The organism is Pseudomonas sp. UMAB-08, from assembly GCF_900095225.1.
Lineage (GTDB): Bacteria > Pseudomonadota > Gammaproteobacteria > Pseudomonadales > Pseudomonadaceae > Aquipseudomonas.
Map to the genome: position 1 here is coordinate 275,723 of NZ_LT607416.1, position 23,237 is coordinate 298,959.

Below are 23,237 nucleotides of genomic sequence, written 5' to 3' on the forward strand. Positions count from 1 at the left end.
GGTTCAAGTGAACAAGTCGTTGCTAATTGGTGCTGTGCTGGGTGCTGTCGGCGTGACTGCCGGGGGTGCTGTCGCCACGTATAACTTGGTGAAAAGCGGCCCTGAGTATGCAGAGGTGTTGGGTGTGCAACCCATCAAAGAGCAGGTCAAAACCCCGCGTGAAGTGTGCAAAGACGTAGCGGTCACCCGTCAGGCGCCGGTCAAGGATCAGCATCAGATCATGGGTAGCGTGCTGGGTGCTGTGGCCGGTGGCTTGCTTGGTAATCAGGTGGGTGGCGGTAACGGCAAAAAAATCGCGACGGTCGCCGGTGCAGTGGGCGGTGGTTACGCAGGCAACAAAGTTCAGGAAGGCATGCAGAACAGAGACACGTACACCACGACTCAGACCCGCTGCAATACGGTCAATGACATCAGCGATAAGGTCGTGGGTTATGACGTGAAATACAAACTGAACGACAAGGTCGGTCAAGTGCGTATGGACCGTGATCCGGGTAACCAGATTCCGGTCAACAAAGAAGGTCAGCTGGTATTGGGTCAAGGCGCTCAGTAATACGCGTCAGTATCGGCATCAAAGAAAAGCACCTTCGGGTGCTTTTTTGTTTATGCGGGGTATAAAAAAACCGGCGAACGCCGGTTTTTGTTGTCGACCCTGGGGCTTAGCGCTTCAGCGAGGCCGGCAGGTGCGGTGCGATCGAGGTCAGCACAGCTTTGAAGCACTTGGTGTTGCCTGCAACGATATGACCTTTTTCAAGGAACTCGTGACCGCCAGTGAAATCGCTCACCAGGCCGCCGGCTTCTTGAATCAGCAGTGCGCCCGCTGCCATGTCCCACTCGGACAGGCCCGACTCCCAGTACGCATCGAAACGACCGGCAGCTACATAGGCGAGGTCGAGGCTGGCGGAGCCTGCGCGGCGAATGCCGGCGGTCTGACCGACCAGGCTGCGGAACATGCCCAGGTAGTTTTCCAGGTTGTCCATTTGCCCTTCGCGGAACGGGAAGCCGGTACCCAGCAGGGCGCCTTCGAGGCTTTTACGCTGGCTGACGCGCAGACGGCGACCGTTAAGCGCGGCGCCACGGCCACGGCTGGCGGTGAATTCTTCCTGACGGACCGGGTCGAGAACCACGGCATGTTCAAGACGGCCACGGTATTTGCAGGCGATGCTGACTGCGAAGTGCGGAACGCCGCGTACGAAGTTGGTGGTGCCATCAAGCGGGTCGATGATCCACAGGTACTCTGTGCCTTCGCCGCTGCCTTCGTGCATGCCGCTTTCTTCGCCAAGGATACCGTGAGTCGGGTAAGCCTTGCGCAGGGCAGCAATGATGTTGTGCTCGGCAGCCCGATCGATTTCAGTGACGTAATCCTTCGCGTCTTTTTCGTCGACCTTGATGGTATCCAAGCGCTCGATGGAGCGGAAAATCAATTCACTGGCGCTGCGGGCGGCGCGCAGCGCGATATTCAGCATGGGCTGCATGGACGTTTCACCTAGGTCGTTAAAGAAAGCCGAACATTGTAGGGCGTAGCATCAATTATTTCCAGCGTGCATAGCGTCCATAGCGTTAATGGGGGTGGTTCTGTAAGATTTGCTCCCCTTTCTCCCGTCTGTGAGAACTTGCATTGCTGCAAAATATTCGTGTTGTCCTGGTCGGTACCAGTCACCCCGGTAATATCGGTGGAGCTGCTCGTGCCATGAAAAACATGGGGCTTTCACGCCTGGTGCTGGTCGATCCACTGGTTTTCCCTAACCATGAAGCGGATGCGCGGGCTTCTGGCGCAAGCGATATCCTGGAAAACGCGCAGGTCGTCGCGACCCTGGAAGACGCGCTGGTCGGCTGCAATCTGGTGCTGGGCACCAGTGCGCGTGATCGGCGAATCCCCTGGCCGCTGCTCGATCCTCGCGAGTGCGGGGTGATGGCGTCCGAGCAGGCGGCGCAGGGCGCGGAGGTGGCGCTGGTGTTCGGTCGTGAATATGCCGGCCTGACCAATGAAGAGCTGCAGCGATGTCACTATCACATCCACATCCCCTCGGACCCTGAGTTCAGTTCGCTCAATCTGGCGGCTGCGGTGCAGGTGCTGGCCTATGAGGTGCGGATGTCCTGGCTCGCTGCGCAAGGGCAGCCGACCAAGGTCGAGAAGGTCGAAGTAGCCTCTGCGCGCAGTGTGGAAGAAGTCACTATGGATGAGATGGAGCTGTTTTACGGCCATCTCCAGTCCACGCTGGTCGATATCGGTTTTCTCGACACGGAAAACCCGCGTCACCTGATGGCACGCTTGCGTCGCCTGTTCGGTCGTCGTGCGGTGTACCGGTCGGAGATGAATATTTTGCGGGGCATACTTACCGAGACGCAGAAAGTGGCGCGCGGCGAGCCCCATAAGCGGAAGGATCAATGATGTTCGAGCGTTTGCGAGAAGATATTCAAAGTGTGTTCCATCGCGATCCTGCTGCGCGCAACGCTTTTGAGGTGCTGACCTGCTACCCCGGCATGCACGCAATCTGGCTGCATCGTTTGTCGCATTACCTGTGGACCCTTGACTGGAAGTGGCTGGCGCGCGTGGTGTCCAACTTCGGTCGCTGGTTGACCGGCATTGAGATTCATCCGGGGGCGACGATTGGGCGGCGCTTCTTTATCGATCACGGGATGGGCATTGTGATTGGCGAAACCGCGGAAATCGGCGACGACGTCACGCTCTATCAGGGGGTGACGCTGGGCGGAACCAGCTGGAACAAGGGCAAGCGCCACCCGACGCTCGAGTCGGGCGTGGTTGTCGGGGCGGGTGCCAAGGTGCTGGGGCCGTTCACGGTCGGTGCGGGTGCCAAGGTCGGTTCCAATGCGGTGGTTACCAAGGCGGTGCCGGCCGGTGCCACTGTGGTGGGCATCCCGGGGCGGATCATCATCAAGTCCGACGACGACGTGGAAGCCAAACGTAAAGCCATCGCTGAAAAGCTCGGTTTCGATGCCTATGGCGTCAGCGAAGATATGCCCGACCCTGTGGCGCGGGCGATTGGTCAGCTGCTTGATCATCTGCAGGCGGTCGACGCCAGGCTGGAAGGTATGTGCGGTGCGCTTAACGCGTTGGGCAGTGATTACTGCGCCAAAGAGCTGCCTGCGTTGCACGACGAGGTGTTTGACTGCGTGAAAGACGGCGGCGAAACCAAGGCTGGCTGAGGGGCTGATCGGGCTCGCCGGTACTAGACCTAAGGGGTGTGCCAATGCACCCCTGCGTTTGTTATGATGTCGCCGTTGTTTGCGGGTAATCCCGACTGATTTACTCGGTCTTATAGTTGACTTAAATACTCGGGAATAGCATACTCGCAGTCATTCCGAACCTCCGTGGTACATGCCATGCGACTGACTACAAAAGGCCGATACGCTGTAACCGCCATGCTTGACCTGGCATTACATGCGCAGCACGGGCCAGTGTCTCTGGCCGATATCTCCGAGCGGCAAGGCATATCCCTGTCCTACCTAGAGCAACTGTTCGCCAAACTGCGTCGCAGTAATCTGGTGTCGAGCGTGCGGGGGCCTGGTGGTGGTTACCAGTTGTCCCGTGACATGCAAGGTATCCAGGTCGCGCAGGTGATCGACGCGGTCAATGAGTCGGTCGATGCAACACGTTGCCAGGGTCTGGGTGATTGCCATGCGGGCGATACCTGCCTGACTCACCACTTGTGGTGTGACCTGAGTTCGCAGATTCACGATTTTCTTAGCGGTATAAGCCTGGCTGACCTTGTGACTCGCCGTGAGGTACAAGAAGTCGCTCAGCGCCAGGATCTGCGTCGAAATACATGCAGAACGCCCCAGCTGGATAAGATTGAAACGTCCGCCGTCGAATGAACGCAGATGAATGCGCGGCGCGCCTGCCTGATAGGAGATATTCAATGAAATTGCCGATTTACCTCGATTACTCCGCGACTACCCCGGTCGATCCGCGCGTCGCGCAGAAAATGAGTGAATGCCTGCTGGTTGACGGAAACTTCGGTAACCCGGCATCGCGTTCCCACGTCTTTGGCTGGAAAGCTGAAGAGGCAGTGGAGAATGCCCGCCGTCAGGTCGCTGACCTGGTGAACGCCGACCCGCGTGAAATCGTCTGGACCTCCGGTGCTACCGAGTCCGACAACCTTGCGATCAAAGGCGCTGCGCACTTTTACGCCAGCAAGGGTAAGCACCTGGTCACCAACAAGATCGAACACAAAGCGGTCTTGGACACCATGCGCCAACTGGAGCGTGAAGGTTTCGAAGTCACGTACATCGAGCCTGGTGAAGACGGTCTGATCACGCCTGCAATGGTTGAAGCGGCTTTGCGCGACGACACCATTCTGGTCTCGATCATGCACGTCAATAACGAAATCGGCACTATCAACGACATCTCGGCCATCGGTGAGCTGACCCGTTCGCGCGGTGTGTTGTTCCACGTCGATGCGGCCCAGTCCACGGGTAAAGTCGAAATCGACCTGGCCAACCTCAAGGTTGACCTGATGTCTTTCTCGGCCCACAAAACCTATGGCCCTAAAGGTATTGGCGCGCTCTACGTGAGCCGCAAACCGCGCGTTCGCATTGAAGCGACCATGCACGGTGGCGGACATGAGCGTGGCATGCGTTCGGGGACATTGGCGACTCACCAGATCGTTGGTATGGGCGAAGCTTTCCGTGTTGCCAAAGAAGACATGGCGTCTGAAAACGTACGCATCAAGGCTCTGAGCGCTCGCTTCCTCAAGCAGGTTGAGGGTCTGGAAGAGCTGTACATCAACGGCAGCATGATTTCCCGTGTACCGCACAACCTGAACCTGAGCTTCAACTACGTCGAAGGCGAGTCGTTGATCATGGCGCTCAAGGATCTGGCGGTTTCGTCCGGTTCCGCTTGTACCTCGGCTTCGCTGGAGCCGTCCTACGTCCTGCGCGCCATTGGCCGCAACGATGAACTGGCGCACAGCTCGATTCGCTTCACCTTCGGCCGTTTCACCACCGAAGAAGAAATCGACTACGCCGCGCATAAAGTATGCGAGTCCGTCACCAAGCTGCGCGCTTTGTCGCCGCTGTGGGATATGTACAAAGACGGTATCGACATCTCCAAGATCGAGTGGGCTGCGCACTAATTAAGTCGCCTGCAAGAGCGGCTACCTGATGAGAGAGGATTAGCACCATGGCATACAGCGAAAAGGTCATTGACCACTACGAAAACCCGCGTAACGTCGGCAAGATGGACGCGGAAGATCCTGATGTTGGCACCGGCATGGTCGGCGCACCGGCGTGCGGCGACGTAATGCGCCTGCAAATCAAGGTCAACGAGCACGGCATCATCGAAGACGCCAAGTTCAAGACCTACGGTTGCGGTTCGGCTATCGCCTCCAGCTCCCTGGCGACCGAGTGGATGAAAGGCAAGACTCTGGATGAAGCAGAGACCATCAAAAACACTCAGCTGGCTGAAGAGCTGGCGTTGCCGCCCGTGAAGATCCACTGCTCGGTACTCGCAGAAGACGCTATCAAGGCGGCTGTTCGCGATTACAAGCAAAAGAAAGGCTTGCTCTGAACAGAGCCTTTTTTAACGAAGCTTGATTCAAGTAAGGAGTTTCGATGGCTATCAGCATGACAGAAGCTGCCGCTCAACACGTACGTCGCTCCCTTGATGGGCGCGGCAAAGGTGACGGCGTTCGCCTGGGTGTTCGCACCACGGGCTGTTCCGGTCTGGCCTATGTGTTGGAGTTCGTCGATGAGGCGGGCAGCGAAGACACTGTGTTCGAATTGCACGGCGTCAAAGTGATCATCGATCCGAAAAGCATGGTCTACCTCGACGGTACAGAGCTCGATTTCGTCAAGGAAGGGTTGAACGAAGGCTTCAAGTTCAACAACCCGAACGCGCGCGGTGAATGTGGCTGCGGCGAAAGCTTCAATATCTGAGGCTAATCGTGGGTATTCCTTGTCATTTCGCCTTATTCGAGCTCAAGCCAAGTTTCCGTTTGGATCTCGATCAGTTGGCGACGCGCTACCGTGAGTTGGCGCGCAGCGTACATCCAGACCGTTTTGCTGACGCCTCCGAGCGTGAGCAGCGGCTGGCGCTAGAACACTCTGCCAGTCTCAACGAGGCCTATCAGACGCTCAAGAACGCTCCGAAACGGGCGCGTTACTTGTTGACGCTGGGGGGCAATGAGTTGCCGTTGGAAGTCACCGTGCAAGACCCCGAGTTCCTCATGCAGCAGATGCAATGGCGTGAAGAACTTGAGGATTTGCAGGATGATGCCGACCTGGCGGGTGTTGCAGTATTCAAGCGCCGGCTCAAAGTTGCTCAGGATGAACTGAACGAAAGCTTCGCTGCCTGTTGGGATGATCCTGCACAACGTGAATTGGCCGAACGGCTGATGCGGCGTATGCAGTTCCTCGACAAGCTCACCTACGAAGTGCGCCAGCTTGAAGAGCGCCTCGACGATTAACCCCGTGCTGCCCTGGCCGCACGCCTGTGAATTTCGATAAGTATGGCCCTACTGCAGATCGCCGAACCCGGCCAAAGTCCCCAACCACATCAGCGTCGTCTGGCGGTTGGGATTGACTTGGGCACTACCAATTCGCTGGTCGCTGCATTGCGCAGTGGACTTTCCGAGCCGCTGGCCGATGGCGAAGGGCAGGTCATCTTGCCGTCCGTCGTTCGCTACCACGCTGATCGGGTCGAAGTAGGGCAGAGCGCCAAAAACGCCGCCGCTATCGATCCGTTCAACACCGTATCGTCCGTCAAGCGCCTGATGGGGCGTGGACTGTCGGACGTCAAACAACTCGGTGAGCAACTGCCTTATCGATTTGTGGGTGGCGAATCGCACATGCCGTTCATCGACACCATTCAGGGGCCAAAAAGCCCGGTGCAGGTGTCGGCTGAAATTCTCAAGGTCCTGCGTCAGCGTGCGGAAGAAAGCTTGGGTGGCGAGCTGGTGGGTGCGGTGATTACCGTTCCGGCCTATTTCGACGACGCCCAGCGCCAGGCTACCAAAGACGCGGCCCGGTTGGCGGGTCTTAACGTTCTGCGCTTGCTCAACGAGCCTACTGCTGCTGCGGTGGCTTATGGTTTGGATCAACACGCTGAAGGCGTGGTTGCTATTTATGACCTGGGCGGCGGTACATTCGATATTTCCATTTTGCGTCTGACGGGCGGCGTTTTTGAAGTCTTGGCAACCGGTGGCGATACGGCGCTGGGTGGCGATGACTTCGATCATGCGATTGCCAGTTGGATCGTGAGCGAAGCCGGTCTTTCTGCCGACCTCGATCCGTCTGCGCAGCGCAGCCTGCTGCAAACCGCTTGCGCGGCCAAAGAAGCGTTGACTGAAGTCGATTCGGTCGAAGTCGTGCATGGCGATTGGCATTCTGTGCTGACCCGCCAGGCCTTCGATGCGCTGATTGAGCCCATGCTGGCGCGCAGCCTGAAGGCGTGTCGGCGCGCGGTTCGCGATGCCGGCATCGAGATTGAAGAAGTTGAAGCTGTGGTCATGGTCGGCGGTTCGACCCGTGTGCCGCGTGTGCGAGAGGCTGTCGCCGAGCTGTTCGGTCGTCAGCCACTGACCAAGATCGACCCGGATCAAGTAGTGGCCATTGGCGCTGCGATCCAGGCTGATACGCTGGCAGGGAACAAGCGTGACGGTGAAGAGCTGTTGCTGCTTGATGTGATTCCGCTGTCCTTGGGGCTGGAAACCATGGGCGGGTTGATGGAGAAGGTGATTCCGCGAAACACCACCATTCCCGTTGCTCGTGCTCAGGATTTCACCACCTATAAAGACGGCCAGTCAGCCATGATGATTCATGTGCTGCAGGGCGAGCGGGAACTGATCAGCGATTGCCGCTCCCTGGCTCGGTTCGAGCTGCGAGGCATTCCTCCAATGGTTGCTGGTGCCGCGAAAATTCGCGTCACGTTCCAGGTCGATGCGGATGGCTTGCTCAACGTTGCGGCCCGTGAACTGGGTTCGGGCATCGAGTCGAGCATCCAGGTCAAGCCATCCTATGGCCTGACCGACGGCGAAATTGCCCGCATGCTCAAGGACTCGTTCCAGCACGCCAGTGATGACAAGGTTGCGCGTGTATTGCGCGAACAGCAAGTCGATGCCCAGCGTCTGCTCGAAGCGGTGCAGGGTGCGCTGGATGTGGACGGTGAGCGCTTGCTCGACGCTGAAGAACGGATGGTGATCGAGCTGCAAATGAAAGAATTGAGTGAATTGATGCAGGGCACTGATGGTCCTGCCATCGAGCTGCAGACCAAGCGTCTGTCGCAGGTGACCGATGCGTTTGCTGCCCGACGCCTGGATTCGACGGTGAAAGCCGCGCTGGCGGGACGCAATCTGAATGAAATTGAGGGATAACTGATGCCGCAGATCATTTTTCTGCCACATGCCGTGCTGTGCCCGGAAGGTCTGGTTGTAGAGGTCGCGCCCGGTACCTCCATTCTCGACGTGGCTCATGATAACCATATCGAGATCGAGAGCGCCTGCGGCGGCGTCTGCGCCTGTACCACGTGTCACTGCATCATTCGCGAGGGTTTTGACTCGCTGAATGAGGCTGACGAGCTGGAGGAGGATTTGCTCGACAAGGCCTGGGGGCTGGAGGCGCAATCGCGCTTGTCCTGCCAGGCTATTGTCGGCAATGAAGACCTGACCATCGAAATACCTAAATACACAATCAACCATGCGGCTGAAGCGCCGCACTGATTCAAGGAGCTCTTATGAGTCTGAAATGGGTTGATGTGCAGGAAATCGCGATCCAGCTGGCTGAAAGCAAGCCGGATGTTGATCCAAGATCGCTCAACTTCGTCGATCTGCGTAAATGGGTGATGGAATTGCCCGAGTTCGACGATGCGCCGGATCGCAGCGGCGAAAAAGTTCTGGAGGCCATTCAGGCCCTCTGGATCGAAGAGCTCGACTGAGCCGCGCTGCAGGTTAGGCAATACCAAAGAACCCGCGTATAATTCGCGGGTTTAATTTTTCGAAAATTACCGTTTCTGGAGTTACACCATGGCTGTTCAACGTACTTTCTCCATCATCAAGCCTGACGCCGTTGCAAAAAACGTAATCGGCGAGATCGTCACTCGTTTTGAAAAAGCCGGCCTGCAAGTCGTTGCTTCGAAAATGAAGCAGCTGTCCAAGGCTGAAGCTGAAGGTTTCTACGCTGAGCACAGCGCTCGTGGTTTCTTCGGCGACCTGGTTGCGTTCATGATCTCTGGCCCGGTTGTGGTTCAGGTTCTGGAAGGCGAAAACGCCATCGCTAAAAACCGCGAACTGATGGGCGCTACCAACCCTAAAGAAGCAGCTGCTGGCACCATCCGTGCTGATTTCGCTGATTCCATCGACGCCAACGCTGTACACGGTTCCGATTCCGAAGCTGCTGCTGCACGTGAAATCGCTTACTTCTTCGCCGCTACCGAAGTAACCGCTCGTAAGGCCTAAGGCCATTGAGTGAGGGTGAAAACATGACAACATCGACTGGCAAAACAAACCTGTTGGGTCTGACTCAACCGGAAATGGAGAAGTTCTTCGACTCGATCGGGGAGAAGCGTTTCCGTGCCGGTCAGGTGATGAAATGGATTCACCACCTTGGCGTCGATGATTTCGACGCCATGACGAATGTCAGCAAGGCCTTGCGCGAAAAGCTCAAGGTCTGCGCTGAAATTCGCGGTCCTGAAGTCGTCAGCGAGGACATCTCCACCGATGGCACCCGTAAATGGGTAGTGCGTGTGGCGTCCGGCAGCTGTGTCGAGACCGTTTACATCCCCCAAGGCAAACGCGGCACGTTGTGCGTTTCGTCCCAGGCGGGTTGTGCCCTGGATTGCAGTTTCTGCTCCACCGGCAAACAAGGCTTCAATAGCAACCTCACCGCCGCCGAAGTGATCGGTCAGGTGTGGATTGCCAACAAATCCTTTGGCAGCGTCCCGGCAACCGTCGACCGTGCTATCACCAACGTGGTGATGATGGGCATGGGTGAGCCGCTGCTGAACTTCGATAACGTCGTGGCTGCCATGCATCTGATGATGGATGACCTGGGCTACGGCATTTCCAAACGCCGGGTGACGTTGTCTACCTCGGGCGTGGTACCGATGATCGACGAGCTGTCCAAGCACATCGACGTCTCACTGGCATTGTCGCTGCATGCACCCAACGATGCACTGCGCAACCAGTTGGTACCGATCAACAAGAAGTACCCGCTCAAGGTCCTGCTCGAATCCTGCCAGCGTTATATGTCGACCCTGGGCGAAAAGCGCGTACTGACCGTTGAGTACACGTTGCTCAAGGACATCAACGACAAGGTCGAGCACGCGGTCGAAATGGCTGAGCTGCTCAAGGACACACCTTGCAAGATCAACCTGATCCCGTTCAACCCGTTCCCTCACTCGGGTTACGAGCGTCCAAGCAATAACGCGATACGTCGTTTTCAGGATCAGTTGCATCAGGCCGGCTACAACGTCACTGTGCGCACCACGCGCGGCGAAGATATCGATGCAGCATGCGGTCAGTTGGTTGGCCAGGTTCTGGATCGCACACGACGCAGTGAGCGTTATATTGCTGTGCGCGAGTTGAGTGCCGAGGCCGATCTGGCCCAAAGCGCTGTGACTCGAACCTGACTGAGAGGACCTCTATGACCCTGCGCGCCGCGCTATTGCTGTGTTTCGTCAACGTGCTGGCTGGCTGCGTTTCGTCGGGCAGTGTCGATCCGATGAGCACCAGCAAGGGTCGTGACCAGGCGCGCGCCGCGTATGTGCAACTGGGTATTGGCTATCTGCAGCAGGGTTCCACCGAGCGCGCCAAGGTTCCGTTGAAAAAAGCCCTCGACCTGGACAGCTCCGATCCCGACGCCAATGCTGCGTTGGCGTTGATCTTCCAGGCTGAAATGGAGCCGGAGCTGGCGGACAAGCAATACCTCAAGGCACTTTCTGCGCGTTCCAACGATGCGCGAATCCTGAATAATTACGGCAGTTTCCTGTACGAGCAAAAGCGCTACAAGGACGCTTACGAGCGTTTTCAACAGGCCGCCGCTGACACCCTCTACCCGGAACGCTCACGGGTTTTCGAGAGTTTGGGGATGACCGCGCTGAGGCTCAATCAGCGTGACGAAGCCACCGGCTACTTCACCAAAGCCTTGCGTCTGGATCGCCAACAGCCACGCGCATTGCTGGAAATGGCTGAGTTGTCGTTCGAAGACAGGCATTATGTGCCCTCGCGTGAGTATTACGACCGTTTTAGCCAACTGAGCGATCAAAATGCACGTAGTCTATTGCTCGGTACGCGGTTGGCAAAAATCTACGATGATCGCGACAAAGCAGCCAGTTTTGGCCTGCAACTAAAAAGACTCTATCCCGGTAGCCCGGAATATCAGCAATACCTGTCGGAGCAATGATGAAAGCGGCGCATCCCGAAGTTGTAGCAGCCACTCGCGTGAACCCTGGCGAGACCTTGCGTCAGGGCCGAGAGAGCAAAAACTGGTCGCTGCCTGATGTGGCCTCGAGGCTGAACCTCACTGTCGCGTCCTTGGGCAACCTTGAGACTGGTGATTTTGAAAAGCTGCCTGGGCATACCTTCGCCCGTGGCTACATCCGTGCCTACGCGAAACTCCTCGGGCTCGATCAAAGCGCGTTGGTTCAGCAGTTCGATCAATACACCGGCACCGATGCCCATGGCAGTAATGTGCACAGCCTGGGTCGCATTGAAGAGCCGGTGCGGTTGTCGCACAATATTTTGCGTATTGTCAGCTTGCTGTTGCTGGTGGTTCTGGTCGGTGCCGGTTTCTTCTGGTGGCAGGATCAGACGTCGATGCGCGGCAAGGAGTCGACCGGGATCAGCCTTGAGCACGTCGAAGTCGAAAGTGCTGATGGCACGACCCAGATTCATCCGCTGGATGAGCCTGAAGATCAAGCCGTGACCGATTCTCAAGGGGCGCCTTTGCCGCTCGCGGCGGGTGAGCCTGCAGCTGAAACGGCAGCGACGAAGCCTGTTGCTCCGTCCGCTCCAGCTGTTGGAACGCCTTCGATCAGCGCTCCGGTTACACCGGCTGCGGCACCGGTGCGCACAACTCCGATGACGCCAGTGGCGCCATCGACCGTTGTAACGACAGCTGTTGCGCCACAGGCGGACCCTGCGGCTGCGGCTGCGGCTGCGGTAGCGGGTGCTGGCCACATCAAGCTGCAATACGTCTCCGATTGCTGGACGCAAGTGACCGATGCCAATGGCAAAGTGTTACTCAGCGGAGTGAAGCGCAAGGGCGAGAACCTGGATGTCACCGGCAAGCCGCCGCTCACTTTACGGCTGGGCTTTGCTCGCGGTGTTCAAGTGAGCTATAACGGCCAGCCTGTAGACATGGCACCTTTTACCAGTGGCGAAACCGCTCGCCTGAAGCTAGGGCAATAAGTCATGCACGGCGAATCACCGATCAAGCGTCGCGAATCTCGTAAAATCTGGGTCGGCTCCGTCCCTGTGGGTGGTGATGCGCCCATCGCGGTGCAGAGCATGACCAACAGCGACACCAACGATGTCGCGGCCACGGTTGCGCAGATCAATCGTCTGGAAGCAGCTGGCGTCGATATCGTGCGGATTTCGGTCCCGGACATGGATGCTGCCGAGGCGTTTGGCCGGATCAAGCAATTGGTCAAGGTCCCCTTGGTTGCCGACATCCACTTCGACTACAAAATCGCCTTGCGCGTCGCCGAGCTGGGTGTTGACTGCCTGCGGATCAATCCGGGCAACATCGGCCGCGAAGACCGCGTGCGCGCGGTGGTGAGTGCCGCCCGTGACCGTGGGATTTCGATCCGTATCGGGGTCAACGCCGGTTCGCTGGAAAAAGACCTGCAGAAGAAATATGGCGAGCCGACACCGGCCGCGCTGGTCGAGTCTGCGTTGCGGCATGTCGAGCATCTTGATCGTCTGGATTTCCAGGATTTCAAGGTCAGTGTCAAAGCCAGCGATGTGTTCATGGCGGTGGAAGCCTACCGCTTACTCGCCAAGCAAATCATTCAGCCGTTGCACCTGGGTATTACCGAAGCCGGTGGCCTGCGTTCTGGCACAGTAAAATCAGCTGTTGGCCTCGGTATGCTGCTTGCCGAGGGGATTGGCGATACTATCCGCATCTCGTTGGCCGCTGACCCGGTCGAAGAGGTGAAAGTCGGTTACGACATTCTCAAATCGCTGCACCTTCGTTCCCGTGGCATTAACTTCATTGCCTGCCCGAGCTGTTCCCGGCAGAACTTCGATGTGGTCAAGACCATGAACGAACTGGAAGTGCGCCTTGAAGACTTGTTGGTACCGCTGGATGTCGCGGTGATCGGTTGTGTGGTCAATGGTCCAGGCGAAGCCAAGGAGGCGCATATCGGCCTCACTGGGGGGACGCCTAACCTGATTTACATCGACGGCAAGCCAGCGCAGAAGCTGACCAATGACAATCTGGTGGATGAGCTTGAACGCTTGATCCGTCAGAGAGCGGCCGAAAAGGTCGAAGCCGACGCAGCGCTCATCGCGCGCGGTTGATAGGCCAATACAGATTTCGCTAAGGATTTTTCGTGAGTAAGTCTCTGCAAGCCATTCGTGGCATGAACGACATTCTGCCCGACCAGACGCCCCTGTGGCGCTATTTCGAGGGCACGGTGTCGCGTCTGCTGGATAACTACGGTTATCGCCAGATCCGTATGCCAATCGTCGAGTTCACCGAGCTGTTCAAGCGCTCTATCGGTGAAGTGACCGACATCGTCGAAAAAGAGATGTACACCTTCGCCGATCGTAACGGTGACTCTCTGACCTTGCGCCCTGAAGGCACCGCCGCGTGTGTGCGTGCAGTGCTCGAGCACGGTATTACCGGTGGCGGCCAGGTTCAGAAGCTTTGGTACATCGGCCCTATGTTCCGCCACGAGCGGCCACAAAAAGGCCGTTATCGCCAGTTTCATCAGATTGGTGTGGAAGTCTTCAATCTTGATGGTCCAGACATCGACGCCGAGCTGATTGTTCTGACCTGGCGTCTATGGGGTCTGCTGGGCATTCGCGGCGCGGTCAAACTTGAACTCAACAGCCTGGGCACCAGCGAAGCGCGCGGGCGTTATCGCGAGGCGCTGGTCGAATTTCTGTCGGCACGCCTGAGCGAGCTCGACGAAGACAGCCAGCGTCGTCTGAAAACCAACCCGCTTCGTGTTCTCGACACCAAGAGCCCTGAAACCCAGGCCGTTCTGGTGGACGCGCCGAAGCTGGCGGATTACCTCGACGACGAGTCGCGCATCCACTTCGACGGCCTCAAGGCACGTCTGGACGCAGCCGGTATTCCGTATGTGATCAATCCCAAGCTGGTGCGCGGGCTCGACTACTACAGCAAAACCGTTTTCGAATGGGTCACCGATCAGTTGGGCGCCCAAGGCACCGTGTGTGCCGGTGGTCGTTATGACGGCCTGGTCGAGCAAATGGGCGGCAAGCCTACGAGCGGCGTCGGTTTCGCCATGGGCATCGAGCGTCTGGTCCTGCTGCTGGAAACCCTGGAGCAGATCCCGGAAGAAATCTCGCGTCAGGTCGACGTCTATCTGTGTGCCTTCGGTGAAGCCGCCGAACTGGCTGCATTGACCCTGACCGAACGTTTGCGTGACCAGTTGCCGAACCTGCGTTTGCAGGTCAATGCCGGCGCTGGCAGTTTTAAAAGCCAGTTCAAAAAAGCCGACAAGAGCGGTGCACTGTACGCGCTGATCCTGGGCGACGATGAACTGGCCCAGCAAGTGGTAGGTTTCAAACCCCTGCGTGGCCAGGGCGAACAACAAAATATTGCCTGGGATGCTCTGTCTGAGCACCTGGCCGCCTGCGTTGTGCAGGGTTGAAGCTGATAAACAGCCGTTTTAGCGAATAGGAGTATTGGGGTGTCGCGTACCGAAGATGAAGAACTGGCCGTGATGAAGGACTGGTGGCAACGCAACGGCAAACCCCTGGTTACTGGCGGTTTGCTGGCGTTGATCGTGGTATTTGGCTGGCAAGCCTGGCACAGATATCAGGGCAATCAGTCGCAAGGCGCCTCGATGCTCTATCAGCAATTGCTGGAAACGGCCCTGACCCCGAGCGGTCAGCCTGACACGGCACGGGTCGCGGATATCGCCGGCAAGTTGAAAAGCGAATTCGGTGGCTCGGCTTACGCCCAATACGGCAGCCTGTTCGTGGCTAAAGTAGCGGTCGATACCGGCAAGCTCGATGATGCTGCCGCTGAACTCAAGGCCATTACCGCCAAGCCGTTCAACGACACGTTGGGTGAAATCGCGCGTCAACGTCTGGCTCGGGTGTTGGCTGCTCAGAACAAGACTGACGAAGCACTGAAACTGCTCGACGGTGATGCCGACAAAGCATTCCTGGCCAGCCGTGAAGAACTCAAGGGCGACCTGCTGGTGCAGCTGGGCCGTGCCGACGAGGCGCATGCGGCCTATCAAAAAGCCAAATCCGCGCTGTCTGAAGAAGCGGCAGTGGGTGGCCTACAAATGAAACTCGACGACCTGGCGAAAGGGGATGCGTGACGTGATGCGTTGGAAACATGCAGCATTGCTGGCCCTGGCCATATTGGCCGCGGGTTGCAGTAGCAACAGCAAAAAGGAATTACCACCGGCCGAGCTGACCGACTTCAAAGAAGAAGTGGTTCTGCAAAAGCAATGGAGTCGCTCCATCGGTGATGGCCAGGGCAAGAACTACAACATGTTGGTTCCCGCTGTTGAAGGTGAACATATCTTCGCTGCGGACGTCACCGGTATTGTGATGTCTCTGGATCGCACGACTGGTGACGTAATCTGGAAGAAAGACCTTGAACTGCCTGTTTCCGGTGCCGTTGGCGTAGGCTCTGGTCTGGTGATGCTCGGTACGCTCAAAGGCGCGGTCGTCGTACTGGACGCTGCCACTGGCGAAGAAAAATGGCGCGCTCGCGTGACCAGTGAAGTGCTGGCAGCACCTGCGACCAACGGTGACGTGGTCGTGGTTCAGACGCAGGATGACCGAGTGATCGGCTTCGATGCTGCCACCGGCAACCAGCGCTGGATCTATGAAAGCACCCCTGCAGTCCTGACATTGCGCGGTACTGGCGCGCCGATCGTTACCAATCACCTTGCGGTGGCGGGTCTGTCGACGGGTAAGGTCGTTGCATTGGATACCTCGAACGGCGTGCCGATCTGGGAGCAACGCGTTGCTATTCCACAAGGTCGCTCGGAACTGGATCGTGTTGTCGATATCGACGGTGGTCTGCTGTTGTCCGGCAGTACGCTGTATGTCGCCACCTACCAGGGTCGTGTCGCCGGTCTGGATGTAGAGAGCGGTCGTGTGCTTTGGCAGCGTGATGCGTCAAGCTATGCCGGTGTCGCCCAAGGTTTTGGCAGCGTCTACGTGAGTCTGGCCAGTGGCACTGTCGAAGGCGTCGATGAGCGCTCCTCGACAGCGCTTTGGAGCAACGATGCGTTGGCTCGTCGCCAGCTGGGTGCGCCGGAAGTGTTTTCCAGCTACGTAGCGGTCGGCGATATGGAAGGCTATCTGCACCTGCTGAGCCAGGTCGATGGTCGTTTCGTTGGCCGTGAGAAAATTGACGGCGATGGCCTGCGGGCCCGTCCGTTGGTCGTTGGCGACACGATTTATGTGTTTGGCAACAGCGGCAAGCTGGAAGCCCTGAAGATCAAGTAATGGTTGTCTATGCATAAGGCCGCTGTCTATGTTTGAAGCATAGGGCCTCTTGCAGCCTTGCTCCGGCAAGGCCTGCGGCACTTCTGGTGCCGCTCCGAACTCCGGCCGCTGCCATGCAGCGGCTTTTGTATTTTCTGAAATAACGAAGTGGAGAGCCGCATGGTTCCCGTAATCGCCCTGGTGGGTCGACCGAACGTCGGCAAGTCCACCTTATTCAACCGCCTGACCAGGACTCGCGACGCTATTGTCGGCGATCTGTCCGGTCTGACCCGTGATCGCCAGTACGGTGAGGCAAAGTGGCAAGGGCGTTCCTACATTCTGATCGACACCGGCGGTATCTCTGGTGATGAACACGGCATGGACGAAAAGATGGCCGAGCAGTCGCTGCTGGCCATCGAAGAAGCCGATGTCGTGTTGTTCCTGGTAGACGCCCGCGCCGGTTTCACCGCTGCTGACCAAATGATCGGCGAGCACTTGCGCAAGCGTGGCAAGCGTTCCTACGTGGTAGCCAACAAGGTCGACAACATCGATCCTGAAATGGCACGCGCTGAATTCAGCCCGTTGGGCATGGGTGATGCGATCCCGGTGGCCGGTGCTCACGGTCGCGGCATCACTCAGATGCTGGAAATCGCCCTGAGCGAATTCCCGAAAGACCCTGAAGAAGAGATTGAGGCCGAAGATGTCGCCGAAGGCCAGGAAGCCAAGCGCATTCCAGGTCCTAGCGAAAAAGACGGGATCAAGATCGCGATCATCGGCCGTCCAAACGTCGGTAAATCGACGTTGGTCAACCGCATGCTCGGTGAAGACCGGGTTATCGTCTATGACGAGCCAGGCACCACCCGTGACAGCATCTACATTCCCTTCGAGCGTAACGACGAGAAGTACACGCTGATCGACACCGCAGGTGTGCGCAAGCGCGGCAAGGTCCACGAGGAAGTCGAAAAGTTCTCGGTGGTGAAAACCCTGCAGGCGATCAAAGACGCCAACGTGGTGATCTTCGTGATGGACGCCCGCGAAGGCGTGGTCGATCACGACCTCAACCTGTTGGGCTTTGTCCTGGAATCCGGTCGTGCGCTGGTTATCGCATTGAACAAGTGGGATGGCATGGATCCGAGCGAGCGCGAGTTCGTGAAGATCGAGCTGCAACGTCGCTTGTTCTTCGTCGACTTTGCCGATATTCACTTCATCTCGGCCTTGCACGGCACGGGTGTGGGTAACCTCTACCAATCGGTTCAGAACTCGTTCAAGTCCGCGGTCACCCGCTGGCCGACTAACCGCCTGACTCAGATCCTTGAAGACGCGGTCAGCGAGCACGCACCGCCAATGGTTGGCAGCCGCCGCATCAAGCTTCGCTATGCTCACTTGGGCGGTGCTAACCCACCGTTGATCGTGATTCACGGCAACCAGGTCGAGAAAGTACCCAAGTCTTATGTCCGTTATCTGGAAAACACCTACCGCCGCGTGTTGAAGCTGGTCGGTACGCCAATCCGGATCGAGTTCAAAGGCGGTGAGAACCCGTACGAAGGCAACAAGAACACGCTGACAGACCGTCAGGTCAACAAGAAGCGTCGAATGATGTCGCACCACAAGAAAGCTGACAAAAAACGCAAAGATAAGCGTTGATCCGGTAACGGATATTCTTGAAAAGGGCGCCAATGGCGCCTTTTTTTATGCGCGTGGTATGGGCTATCCTGTTTGTTTCCCGTGCCGCCGTAGAGCCGGGTGTAAGCAAGGGAATGGCCCATGATCATCAGTAAGCTGCCGAATGTCGGCACGACCATTTTTACCGTGATGTCCCAGCTCGCCGCGCAGACCGGGGCAATCAACCTGTCCCAGGGTTTCCCGGATTTCGACGGCCCGCAAGCGCTACGTGATGCTGTGGGCCGGCACATCGCTGATGGCCACAACCAATACGCGCCGATGACCGGCTTGCCTGCCCTGCGCCAGCAAGTGGCGGCCAAAATTGCCCGTAGCTATGGCCGTCAGGTGGATGCCGACACAGAAGTCACCATCACCCCCGGCGCGACCCAGGCCATTTTTTGCGCGATCCAGACGGTGATTCAGCCCGGCGACGAAGTGATCGTGTTCGACCCGTGCTACGACAGCTATGAACCTTCGGTCGAGCTGGCGGGCGGTCGCTGCGTGCATGTGCAGCTTGGTTTGGACAATTTCGCCATTGATTGGCAGAAGCTTGGCGAAGCCCTGACCCCGCGTACGCGCATGATCATCCTCAACAGCCCGCACAACCCGAGCGGCGCGTTGATCACCCGCGCTGAGCTCGATCAGTTGGCGGCGTTGATCGCCAATCGCGACATTTATCTGGTCAGCGACGAAGTGTACGAGCACCTGGTGTTTGACGGTGTGCCGCACGCCAGCGTGCTGGCCCATGAAGAGCTGTACCAGCGAGCGTTCGTGGTCAGTTCGTTCGGCAAGACTTATCACGTCACCGGCTGGAAAACCGGTTACGTGGTCGCGCCTCCGGCCTTGACTGCCGAGTTGCGCAAGATCCACCAGTACGTGAGCTTCTGTGGCGTAACGCCGCTGCAATACGCCTTGGCTGACTTCATGGCTGAGCACCCCGAGCATGTCGAAGAACTGCCCGCGTTCTATCAGGCCAAGCGCGATCTGTTCTGCGACCTGCTCGAACCCTCACGCTTCAACTTCAGCCGCGTAGCGGGCACCTATTTTCAGCTGGTGGATTACTCGAACATTCGTCCGGATTTGAATGACGTCGATATGTCGCTGTGGATGACCCGCGAGCATGGGGTGGCTTCTATTCCGATCTCGGTCTTCTACCAAAGCCCACCATCAGGGCAACGCCTGATTCGTTTGTGCTTTGCCAAACGCGAGGAGACGTTGCGTCAGGCAGCGGAAAAACTATGCGCGATTTAAGCGAACTGCCCAACCTCAATATAGCGTTGGTCCAGACCACTCTGGTGTGGCACGACCGCGAGGCCAACTATGAGCATTTCGAGCTGATGCTGGATCAGGCTCGGGGTGCAGATCTGATTATCCTGCCAGAGATGTTCACCACCGGCTTCTCAATGCAGTCCGAAACTCTGTCCGAGCCGGAAAATGGCCCCACCGCCAAGTGGATGCTGGCCCAGGCCAAACGACTGGATGCGGTCGTGACGGGCAGCCTGATCGTTCAGGCTGCTGACGGCAGCCATCGCAACCGCCTGCTATGGGCACGCCCCGACGGTGAGCTGTTGCATTACGACAAGCGTCATCTGTTTCGCATGGCGGGGGAGCACAAGCACTTCACACCGGGTGAGCGTCAGGTTCAGTTCGAATTGAAAGGCTGGCGGATTCGGCCACTGATTTGCTACGACCTGCGTTTCCCGGTCTGGAGCCGTGATGCGCAAGACACTGACCTGCTGCTGTATGTCGCCAACTGGCCCGGCGCACGACGATTGCACTGGAATCGTCTGCTCCCCGCTCGCGCCATCGAAAACCTCTGCTACGTCGCCGCAGTCAATCGAGTCGGCACTGACGGTAAGGGCTTTACCTACACGGGTGACAGCCATGTTTTCGACTTCCAGGGTGAAAGCCTGTTAAGCGCCGGTGAGGCCGATGGGGTGTTTCAGGTTTGCCTGAGCGCTGCCGACCTGGCGGCCTACCGCAAACGCTTCCCGGCGAATCTGGATGCTGACGCTTTCGAGTTGCATTGATTATGCGATTTCCAACCAATCGCTAACCCCCGTAGGCGCTGACTTGTCTGCGACATGCGTGAAGCAAATACAAAAACGGCCCCGAAGCGTTCGCTTCGGGGCCGTTTTTTGTTTCAGTCGTTCAGATCAAGCGGCTTTGGCTTGAGCCTGACTCAGTGAGCGATTCAGTGCACTGAACAGTGCGCGGAAGCTGGCAGTGGTGATGTTCTCATCAATGCCAACACCGTGGACCGCACGATCACCGTTCACTCGTAGCTCGATGTAAGCAGCTGCCTTGGCCGTGGTCCCGGCGCCAATGGCGTGTTCGCTGTAGTCCATGATTTCCACGGAGTCCGGCAGGCTGGCAGCCAGCGCTTCCAGGGCGCCTTTGCCCTTGCCACGCCAGTGCTGGGTCTCGCCATCGCAATGGACTTCGGCATCCACTGAGCTGTTGCCGTTTTCTTCCTGCAGCTTATGGCTGAGCAGGGCGTACGGCACGTTGGCTTGCAGGTATTCGCGGTGCAGCAAGTTGTAAATCTGCTGCGCGCTCATTTCCAGGCCCAGGCGATCGGTTTCACCCTGAACCACCTGGCTGAACTCGATCTGCATCCGGCGTGGCAGGCAGATGCCATATTCCTGTTCCAGCAAGTAAGCGATGCCGCCTTTGCCGGATTGGCTGTTGACCCGAATCACCGCCTCGTAGCTGCGACCGATATCGGCCGGGTCGATTGGCAGGTAAGGCACTTCCCACAACGCATCTGGCTTTTGCTGGCTGAAACCTTTGCGGATGGCATCCTGGTGCGAGCCAGAGAACGCGGTATGCACCAGATCGCCCACGTACGGATGGCGTGGGTGAACCGGAATCTGGTTGCACTCCTCGACGACTTTGCGCACGCCGTCGATGTCGGAGAAGTCCAGCTGAGGGTTGATGCCCTGAGTGTAGAGGTTGAGTGCCACAGTCACCAGATCGACGTTACCGGTGCGCTCACCGTTACCGAACAGGCAACCTTCAACGCGATCGGCGCCAGCCATCAAGCCCAGCTCAGTGGCCGCAACCCCGGTACCGCGGTCGTTGTGGGTGTGCAGGCTGATCAGCACGCTGTCGCGGCGATTGATATTGCGGCCAAACCACTCGATCTGGTCGGCGTATATGTTTGGCGTAGCCACTTCAACGGTTGCTGGCAGGTTGAGGATGACTTTGTTCTGAGGTGTCGGGTTCCAGACCTCGATCACTGCGTCGCACACTTCCTTGGCGAACTCGAGTTCGGTCGCGCTGAAAGTCTCCGGCGAATATTCGAACGTCCACTGGGTTTCAGGCTGCTGGGCTGCGAACTTGACGAACAGCTTGGCGGCGCTGACTGCGATCTCTTTCACGCCTGCTTTGTCCTGGTTGAAGACAATGCGGCGGAACGAAGGCGAGGTGGCGTTATACAGGTGAACAATGGCTTTCTTTGCCCCGCGCAGGGATTCGAACGTGCGCGCGATCAAGTCCTCACGACCCTGGGTCAGCACCTGAATGGTGGTGTCGTCCGGGATGTGGTTGCCTTCAATCAGGGTACGGACGAAGTCAAAGTCGGTTTGCGAGGCGGCCGGGAACGACGCTTCGATTTCTTTGACGCCGACGCTGACCAGGGTCTTCCAGAAACGCAGTTTCTTGACCGCATCCATCGGCTCGATCAGCGATTGGTTGCCGTCGCGAAGGTCAGAGCTGCACCAGATCGGCGCTGTCGTGATGGTCTTTGAAGGCCAGGTACGGTCAGGCAGGTCAATAGTTGGAAACGCGCGGTACTTGGTCGAGGGATCGTTGAGCATTGCCATGGGAGAAATCCTTGTTGTGCTGGCCGGATAGAGGCGGCCTACCGTTGAAACGAAAGAAAGGGGCGAGGCACCGCAATCTAGCTTGGCAGTCGTGCACTGACCAGGCAAAGGCAGCGATGTTGGCGCAATAGAATGAGGGTGTGTGAGGTTTTCATGCCGTCAACCGTAACCATTGGGGTGAAAGTTGGCAAGCACTCGATAAAAATTGAGATAAATCATCTGATTTAGCGTTTTACCGGGTTTTTATGGCTGAATCATAAGTAAAAGGCCGCGCAAATTGCGCGGTCTTCCACGGGGGCGCAACTCAGGGCTGAAATGCACCGATAAAAATTGCTGGATCAACCCGGGCATCGTTCAGGCTGACGTTCCAATGCATATGCGGCCCGGTAGCGCGGCCGGTTGAGCCGACTCTGCCCACCACGCCGCCACGGGTGACTGTCTGTCCAACCTTCACGTCGATTTTCGACATGTGGCAGAACATGCTGATGAAGCCCTGGCCGTGGTCGACGAACACGGTATTGCCGTTAAAGAAGTAATTGCCGATAAGGATCACCTTGCCAGCGGCTGGTGATTTGATCGGGGTGCCCGCCGGTACAGCGAAATCCAGACCCGCGTGGGGGTTGCGTTCCTCGCCATTAAAGAAGCGGCGAACGCCGAACTTGCTCGAAAGGGGACCGCTCACTGGCTTGTCCAGCAGCAGGTTGCTCGGCGTCCCCGGTGTGAAGCTGCGGTAAGCGCTAATCTGCTCGGCCAGTTCGCCATCAATACGTTTCAGGTCGGCGGGGTTGGGATTGACCTGACGCTGGTTTTTCAGGGTGATGCGTTGTTCGGGGTATTGCTTGCTGGCGACGGTGAAGTTCAGGGTGCGTGTGCCATTCGCGGTTTTGGCGGTGATCTGTTGGCTGCCGGGCTTGATCGTCAACGGCACACCCACAATCGCCAGCCAGCGCGCATCCTGTTCTTTGACCACCAACACCGGCCTGCCTTGATAACTGGCTTGCGGCGCCTGAGCGCTGGCACCCAGATCGACGACCGCAACACCACCCGGTACCGGCTTGTTCAGCAGGCGGGCGATGTAACTGTCGTTGCTGGCATGGGCGGGCAGGGCAAGACACAGTGCAAAAAGTGGCGCAATAAAACGCAGCAT

Annotated in this window: 25 protein-coding genes; 22 read left to right on the forward strand and 3 right to left on the reverse strand. The window is 57.7% G+C overall.

The features are described 5' to 3' along the window. Positions 1 to 7: 7 nt before the first annotated feature. Positions 8 to 550 carry a glycine zipper 2TM domain-containing protein gene (locus K0F75_RS06950; protein ID WP_219061119.1) on the forward strand — a complete coding sequence of 181 codons (543 nt, stop codon included), beginning with the start codon at positions 8 to 10 and terminating at the stop codon, positions 548 to 550. A 106-nt stretch (positions 551 to 656) separates the two neighbouring features. On the opposite strand, the gene suhB is transcribed toward K0F75_RS06950, so the two are convergent. After that, on the reverse strand, positions 657 to 1,472 hold the full coding sequence (suhB, locus tag K0F75_RS06955) for an inositol-phosphate phosphatase (RefSeq protein WP_219061120.1): 816 nt from the start codon (positions 1,470 to 1,472) through the stop codon (positions 657 to 659). Positions 1,473 to 1,615: 143 nt separating this feature from the next. Here suhB and trmJ point away from each other — a divergent pair, with 143 nt between their 5' ends. The 21 genes from trmJ (at position 1,616) to K0F75_RS07060 (ending at position 20,293) form a co-directional block, all read left to right on the forward strand. Beyond that, positions 1,616 to 2,389: a tRNA (cytosine(32)/uridine(32)-2'-O)-methyltransferase TrmJ gene (gene trmJ, locus K0F75_RS06960; protein ID WP_219061121.1), complete on the forward strand. Its 774-nt coding sequence runs from the start codon at positions 1,616 to 1,618 to the stop codon at positions 2,387 to 2,389. Then, positions 2,389 to 3,165: a serine O-acetyltransferase gene (cysE, locus tag K0F75_RS06965; RefSeq protein WP_219061122.1), complete on the forward strand. Its 777-nt coding sequence runs from the start codon at positions 2,389 to 2,391 to the stop codon at positions 3,163 to 3,165. The genes trmJ and cysE overlap by 1 nt, the downstream gene beginning before the upstream one ends. 177 nt (positions 3,166 to 3,342) lie before the next feature. Then, positions 3,343 to 3,834: a Fe-S cluster assembly transcriptional regulator IscR gene (iscR, locus tag K0F75_RS06970; RefSeq protein WP_219061123.1), complete on the forward strand. Its 492-nt coding sequence runs from the start codon at positions 3,343 to 3,345 to the stop codon at positions 3,832 to 3,834. Between the two features lie 44 nt (positions 3,835 to 3,878). Next, positions 3,879 to 5,093 carry an IscS subfamily cysteine desulfurase gene (locus tag K0F75_RS06975; RefSeq protein ID WP_219061124.1) on the forward strand — a complete coding sequence of 405 codons (1,215 nt, stop codon included), beginning with the start codon at positions 3,879 to 3,881 and terminating at the stop codon, positions 5,091 to 5,093. 47 nt (positions 5,094 to 5,140) lie between these two features. After that, the gene (gene iscU, locus K0F75_RS06980) at positions 5,141 to 5,527 is read left to right on the forward strand and encodes a Fe-S cluster assembly scaffold IscU (protein ID WP_219061125.1); all 387 of its coding nucleotides are present in this window, start codon (positions 5,141 to 5,143) and stop codon (positions 5,525 to 5,527) included. 44 nt (positions 5,528 to 5,571) lie between these two features. Next, a complete protein-coding gene (iscA, locus tag K0F75_RS06985) occupies positions 5,572 to 5,895 on the forward strand; it encodes an iron-sulfur cluster assembly protein IscA (protein WP_219061126.1) in 324 nt (107 codons plus the stop codon). Between the two features lie 8 nt (positions 5,896 to 5,903). After that, complete coding sequence (hscB, locus tag K0F75_RS06990) at positions 5,904 to 6,425, forward strand: co-chaperone HscB (protein WP_219061127.1); 522 nt, start codon at positions 5,904 to 5,906, stop codon at positions 6,423 to 6,425. Between the two features lie 42 nt (positions 6,426 to 6,467). Beyond that, complete coding sequence (hscA, locus tag K0F75_RS06995) at positions 6,468 to 8,330, forward strand: Fe-S protein assembly chaperone HscA (RefSeq protein WP_219061128.1); 1,863 nt, start codon at positions 6,468 to 6,470, stop codon at positions 8,328 to 8,330. A 3-nt stretch (positions 8,331 to 8,333) separates the two neighbouring features. Then, complete coding sequence (fdx, locus tag K0F75_RS07000) at positions 8,334 to 8,675, forward strand: ISC system 2Fe-2S type ferredoxin (RefSeq protein WP_219061129.1); 342 nt, start codon at positions 8,334 to 8,336, stop codon at positions 8,673 to 8,675. A gap of 14 nt (positions 8,676 to 8,689) precedes the next feature. Continuing rightward, entirely contained in the window at positions 8,690 to 8,890 is a 201-nt protein-coding gene (iscX, locus tag K0F75_RS07005; RefSeq protein WP_219061130.1) for a Fe-S cluster assembly protein IscX, read from the forward strand. An 88-nt stretch (positions 8,891 to 8,978) separates the two neighbouring features. Continuing rightward, positions 8,979 to 9,410: a nucleoside-diphosphate kinase gene (gene ndk / locus K0F75_RS07010; RefSeq protein ID WP_219061131.1), complete on the forward strand. Its 432-nt coding sequence runs from the start codon at positions 8,979 to 8,981 to the stop codon at positions 9,408 to 9,410. Between the two features lie 23 nt (positions 9,411 to 9,433). Then, on the forward strand, positions 9,434 to 10,582 hold the full coding sequence (rlmN, locus tag K0F75_RS07015) for a 23S rRNA (adenine(2503)-C(2))-methyltransferase RlmN (RefSeq protein WP_219061132.1): 1,149 nt from the start codon (positions 9,434 to 9,436) through the stop codon (positions 10,580 to 10,582). A gap of 14 nt (positions 10,583 to 10,596) precedes the next feature. Next, positions 10,597 to 11,355 carry a type IV pilus biogenesis/stability protein PilW gene (gene pilW, locus K0F75_RS07020; RefSeq protein ID WP_219061133.1) on the forward strand — a complete coding sequence of 253 codons (759 nt, stop codon included), beginning with the start codon at positions 10,597 to 10,599 and terminating at the stop codon, positions 11,353 to 11,355. Beyond that, positions 11,355 to 12,362 carry a RodZ family helix-turn-helix domain-containing protein gene (locus K0F75_RS07025; protein WP_219061134.1) on the forward strand — a complete coding sequence of 336 codons (1,008 nt, stop codon included), beginning with the start codon at positions 11,355 to 11,357 and terminating at the stop codon, positions 12,360 to 12,362. Before pilW ends, K0F75_RS07025 begins: the two co-directional genes overlap by 1 nt. Positions 12,363 to 12,365: 3 nt before the next feature. Beyond that, a complete protein-coding gene (gene ispG, locus K0F75_RS07030) occupies positions 12,366 to 13,475 on the forward strand; it encodes a flavodoxin-dependent (E)-4-hydroxy-3-methylbut-2-enyl-diphosphate synthase (RefSeq protein ID WP_219061135.1) in 1,110 nt (369 codons plus the stop codon). Between the two features lie 32 nt (positions 13,476 to 13,507). Beyond that, a complete protein-coding gene (hisS, locus tag K0F75_RS07035; protein WP_219061136.1) occupies positions 13,508 to 14,797 on the forward strand; it encodes a histidine--tRNA ligase in 1,290 nt (429 codons plus the stop codon). Between the two features lie 72 nt (positions 14,798 to 14,869). Continuing rightward, the gene (locus tag K0F75_RS07040; RefSeq protein WP_219061313.1) at positions 14,870 to 15,478 is read left to right on the forward strand and encodes a tetratricopeptide repeat protein; all 609 of its coding nucleotides are present in this window, start codon (positions 14,870 to 14,872) and stop codon (positions 15,476 to 15,478) included. Then, positions 15,471 to 16,622, forward strand: a complete 1,152-nt coding sequence (gene bamB / locus K0F75_RS07045; RefSeq protein ID WP_219061137.1) for an outer membrane protein assembly factor BamB — start codon at positions 15,471 to 15,473, stop codon at positions 16,620 to 16,622. The genes K0F75_RS07040 and bamB overlap by 8 nt, the downstream gene beginning before the upstream one ends. Before the next feature lie 159 nt (positions 16,623 to 16,781). Continuing rightward, entirely contained in the window at positions 16,782 to 18,245 is a 1,464-nt protein-coding gene (der, locus tag K0F75_RS07050) for a ribosome biogenesis GTPase Der (RefSeq protein WP_219061138.1), read from the forward strand. Between the two features lie 120 nt (positions 18,246 to 18,365). Then, positions 18,366 to 19,514: a pyridoxal phosphate-dependent aminotransferase gene (locus tag K0F75_RS07055; RefSeq protein WP_219061139.1), complete on the forward strand. Its 1,149-nt coding sequence runs from the start codon at positions 18,366 to 18,368 to the stop codon at positions 19,512 to 19,514. Then, the gene (locus tag K0F75_RS07060; RefSeq protein WP_219061140.1) at positions 19,502 to 20,293 is read left to right on the forward strand and encodes an amidohydrolase; all 792 of its coding nucleotides are present in this window, start codon (positions 19,502 to 19,504) and stop codon (positions 20,291 to 20,293) included. The genes K0F75_RS07055 and K0F75_RS07060 overlap by 13 nt, the downstream gene beginning before the upstream one ends. A gap of 126 nt (positions 20,294 to 20,419) precedes the next feature. Here K0F75_RS07060 and leuA read toward each other — a convergent pair whose 3' ends face one another. Together leuA and K0F75_RS07070 are read right to left on the reverse strand one after the other, a co-directional pair. Then, complete coding sequence (leuA, locus tag K0F75_RS07065; RefSeq protein WP_219061141.1) at positions 20,420 to 22,090, reverse strand: 2-isopropylmalate synthase; 1,671 nt, start codon at positions 22,088 to 22,090, stop codon at positions 20,420 to 20,422. A 304-nt stretch (positions 22,091 to 22,394) separates the two neighbouring features. Further along, positions 22,395 to 23,237 carry a peptidoglycan DD-metalloendopeptidase family protein gene (locus K0F75_RS07070; RefSeq protein WP_219061142.1) on the reverse strand — a complete coding sequence of 281 codons (843 nt, stop codon included), beginning with the start codon at positions 23,235 to 23,237 and terminating at the stop codon, positions 22,395 to 22,397.

What these genes read in the sequence shown, in the direction of transcription:
- bamB (WP_219061137.1), top strand. Translation starts at nt 15,471, where the DNA reads ATGCGTGACGTGATGCGTTGGAAACATGCAGCATTGCTGGCCCTGGCC.
- der (WP_219061138.1), top strand. Translation starts at nt 16,782, where the DNA reads ATGGTTCCCGTAATCGCCCTGGTGGGTCGACCGAACGTCGGCAAGTCC.
- K0F75_RS07040 (WP_219061313.1), top strand. Translation starts at nt 14,870, where the DNA reads ATGAAGGACTGGTGGCAACGCAACGGCAAACCCCTGGTTACTGGCGGT.
- iscA (WP_219061126.1), top strand. Translation starts at nt 5,572, where the DNA reads ATGGCTATCAGCATGACAGAAGCTGCCGCTCAACACGTACGTCGCTCC.
- pilW (WP_219061133.1), top strand. Translation starts at nt 10,597, where the DNA reads ATGACCCTGCGCGCCGCGCTATTGCTGTGTTTCGTCAACGTGCTGGCT.
- suhB (WP_219061120.1), bottom strand. Translation starts at nt 1,472, where the DNA reads ATGCAGCCCATGCTGAATATCGCGCTGCGCGCCGCCCGCAGCGCCAGT.
- ndk (WP_219061131.1), top strand. Translation starts at nt 8,979, where the DNA reads ATGGCTGTTCAACGTACTTTCTCCATCATCAAGCCTGACGCCGTTGCA.
- cysE (WP_219061122.1), top strand. Translation starts at nt 2,389, where the DNA reads ATGTTCGAGCGTTTGCGAGAAGATATTCAAAGTGTGTTCCATCGCGAT.
- leuA (WP_219061141.1), bottom strand. Translation starts at nt 22,090, where the DNA reads ATGGCAATGCTCAACGATCCCTCGACCAAGTACCGCGCGTTTCCAACT.
- iscR (WP_219061123.1), top strand. Translation starts at nt 3,343, where the DNA reads ATGCGACTGACTACAAAAGGCCGATACGCTGTAACCGCCATGCTTGAC.
- K0F75_RS07060 (WP_219061140.1), top strand. Translation starts at nt 19,502, where the DNA reads ATGCGCGATTTAAGCGAACTGCCCAACCTCAATATAGCGTTGGTCCAG.
- iscU (WP_219061125.1), top strand. Translation starts at nt 5,141, where the DNA reads ATGGCATACAGCGAAAAGGTCATTGACCACTACGAAAACCCGCGTAAC.
- fdx (WP_219061129.1), top strand. Translation starts at nt 8,334, where the DNA reads ATGCCGCAGATCATTTTTCTGCCACATGCCGTGCTGTGCCCGGAAGGT.
- hscA (WP_219061128.1), top strand. Translation starts at nt 6,468, where the DNA reads ATGGCCCTACTGCAGATCGCCGAACCCGGCCAAAGTCCCCAACCACAT.
- iscX (WP_219061130.1), top strand. Translation starts at nt 8,690, where the DNA reads ATGAGTCTGAAATGGGTTGATGTGCAGGAAATCGCGATCCAGCTGGCT.
- K0F75_RS07025 (WP_219061134.1), top strand. Translation starts at nt 11,355, where the DNA reads ATGAAAGCGGCGCATCCCGAAGTTGTAGCAGCCACTCGCGTGAACCCT.
- K0F75_RS07070 (WP_219061142.1), bottom strand. Translation starts at nt 23,237, where the DNA reads ATGCTGCGTTTTATTGCGCCACTTTTTGCACTGTGTCTTGCCCTGCCC.
- ispG (WP_219061135.1), top strand. Translation starts at nt 12,366, where the DNA reads ATGCACGGCGAATCACCGATCAAGCGTCGCGAATCTCGTAAAATCTGG.
- K0F75_RS06975 (WP_219061124.1), top strand. Translation starts at nt 3,879, where the DNA reads ATGAAATTGCCGATTTACCTCGATTACTCCGCGACTACCCCGGTCGAT.
- rlmN (WP_219061132.1), top strand. Translation starts at nt 9,434, where the DNA reads ATGACAACATCGACTGGCAAAACAAACCTGTTGGGTCTGACTCAACCG.
- K0F75_RS07055 (WP_219061139.1), top strand. Translation starts at nt 18,366, where the DNA reads ATGATCATCAGTAAGCTGCCGAATGTCGGCACGACCATTTTTACCGTG.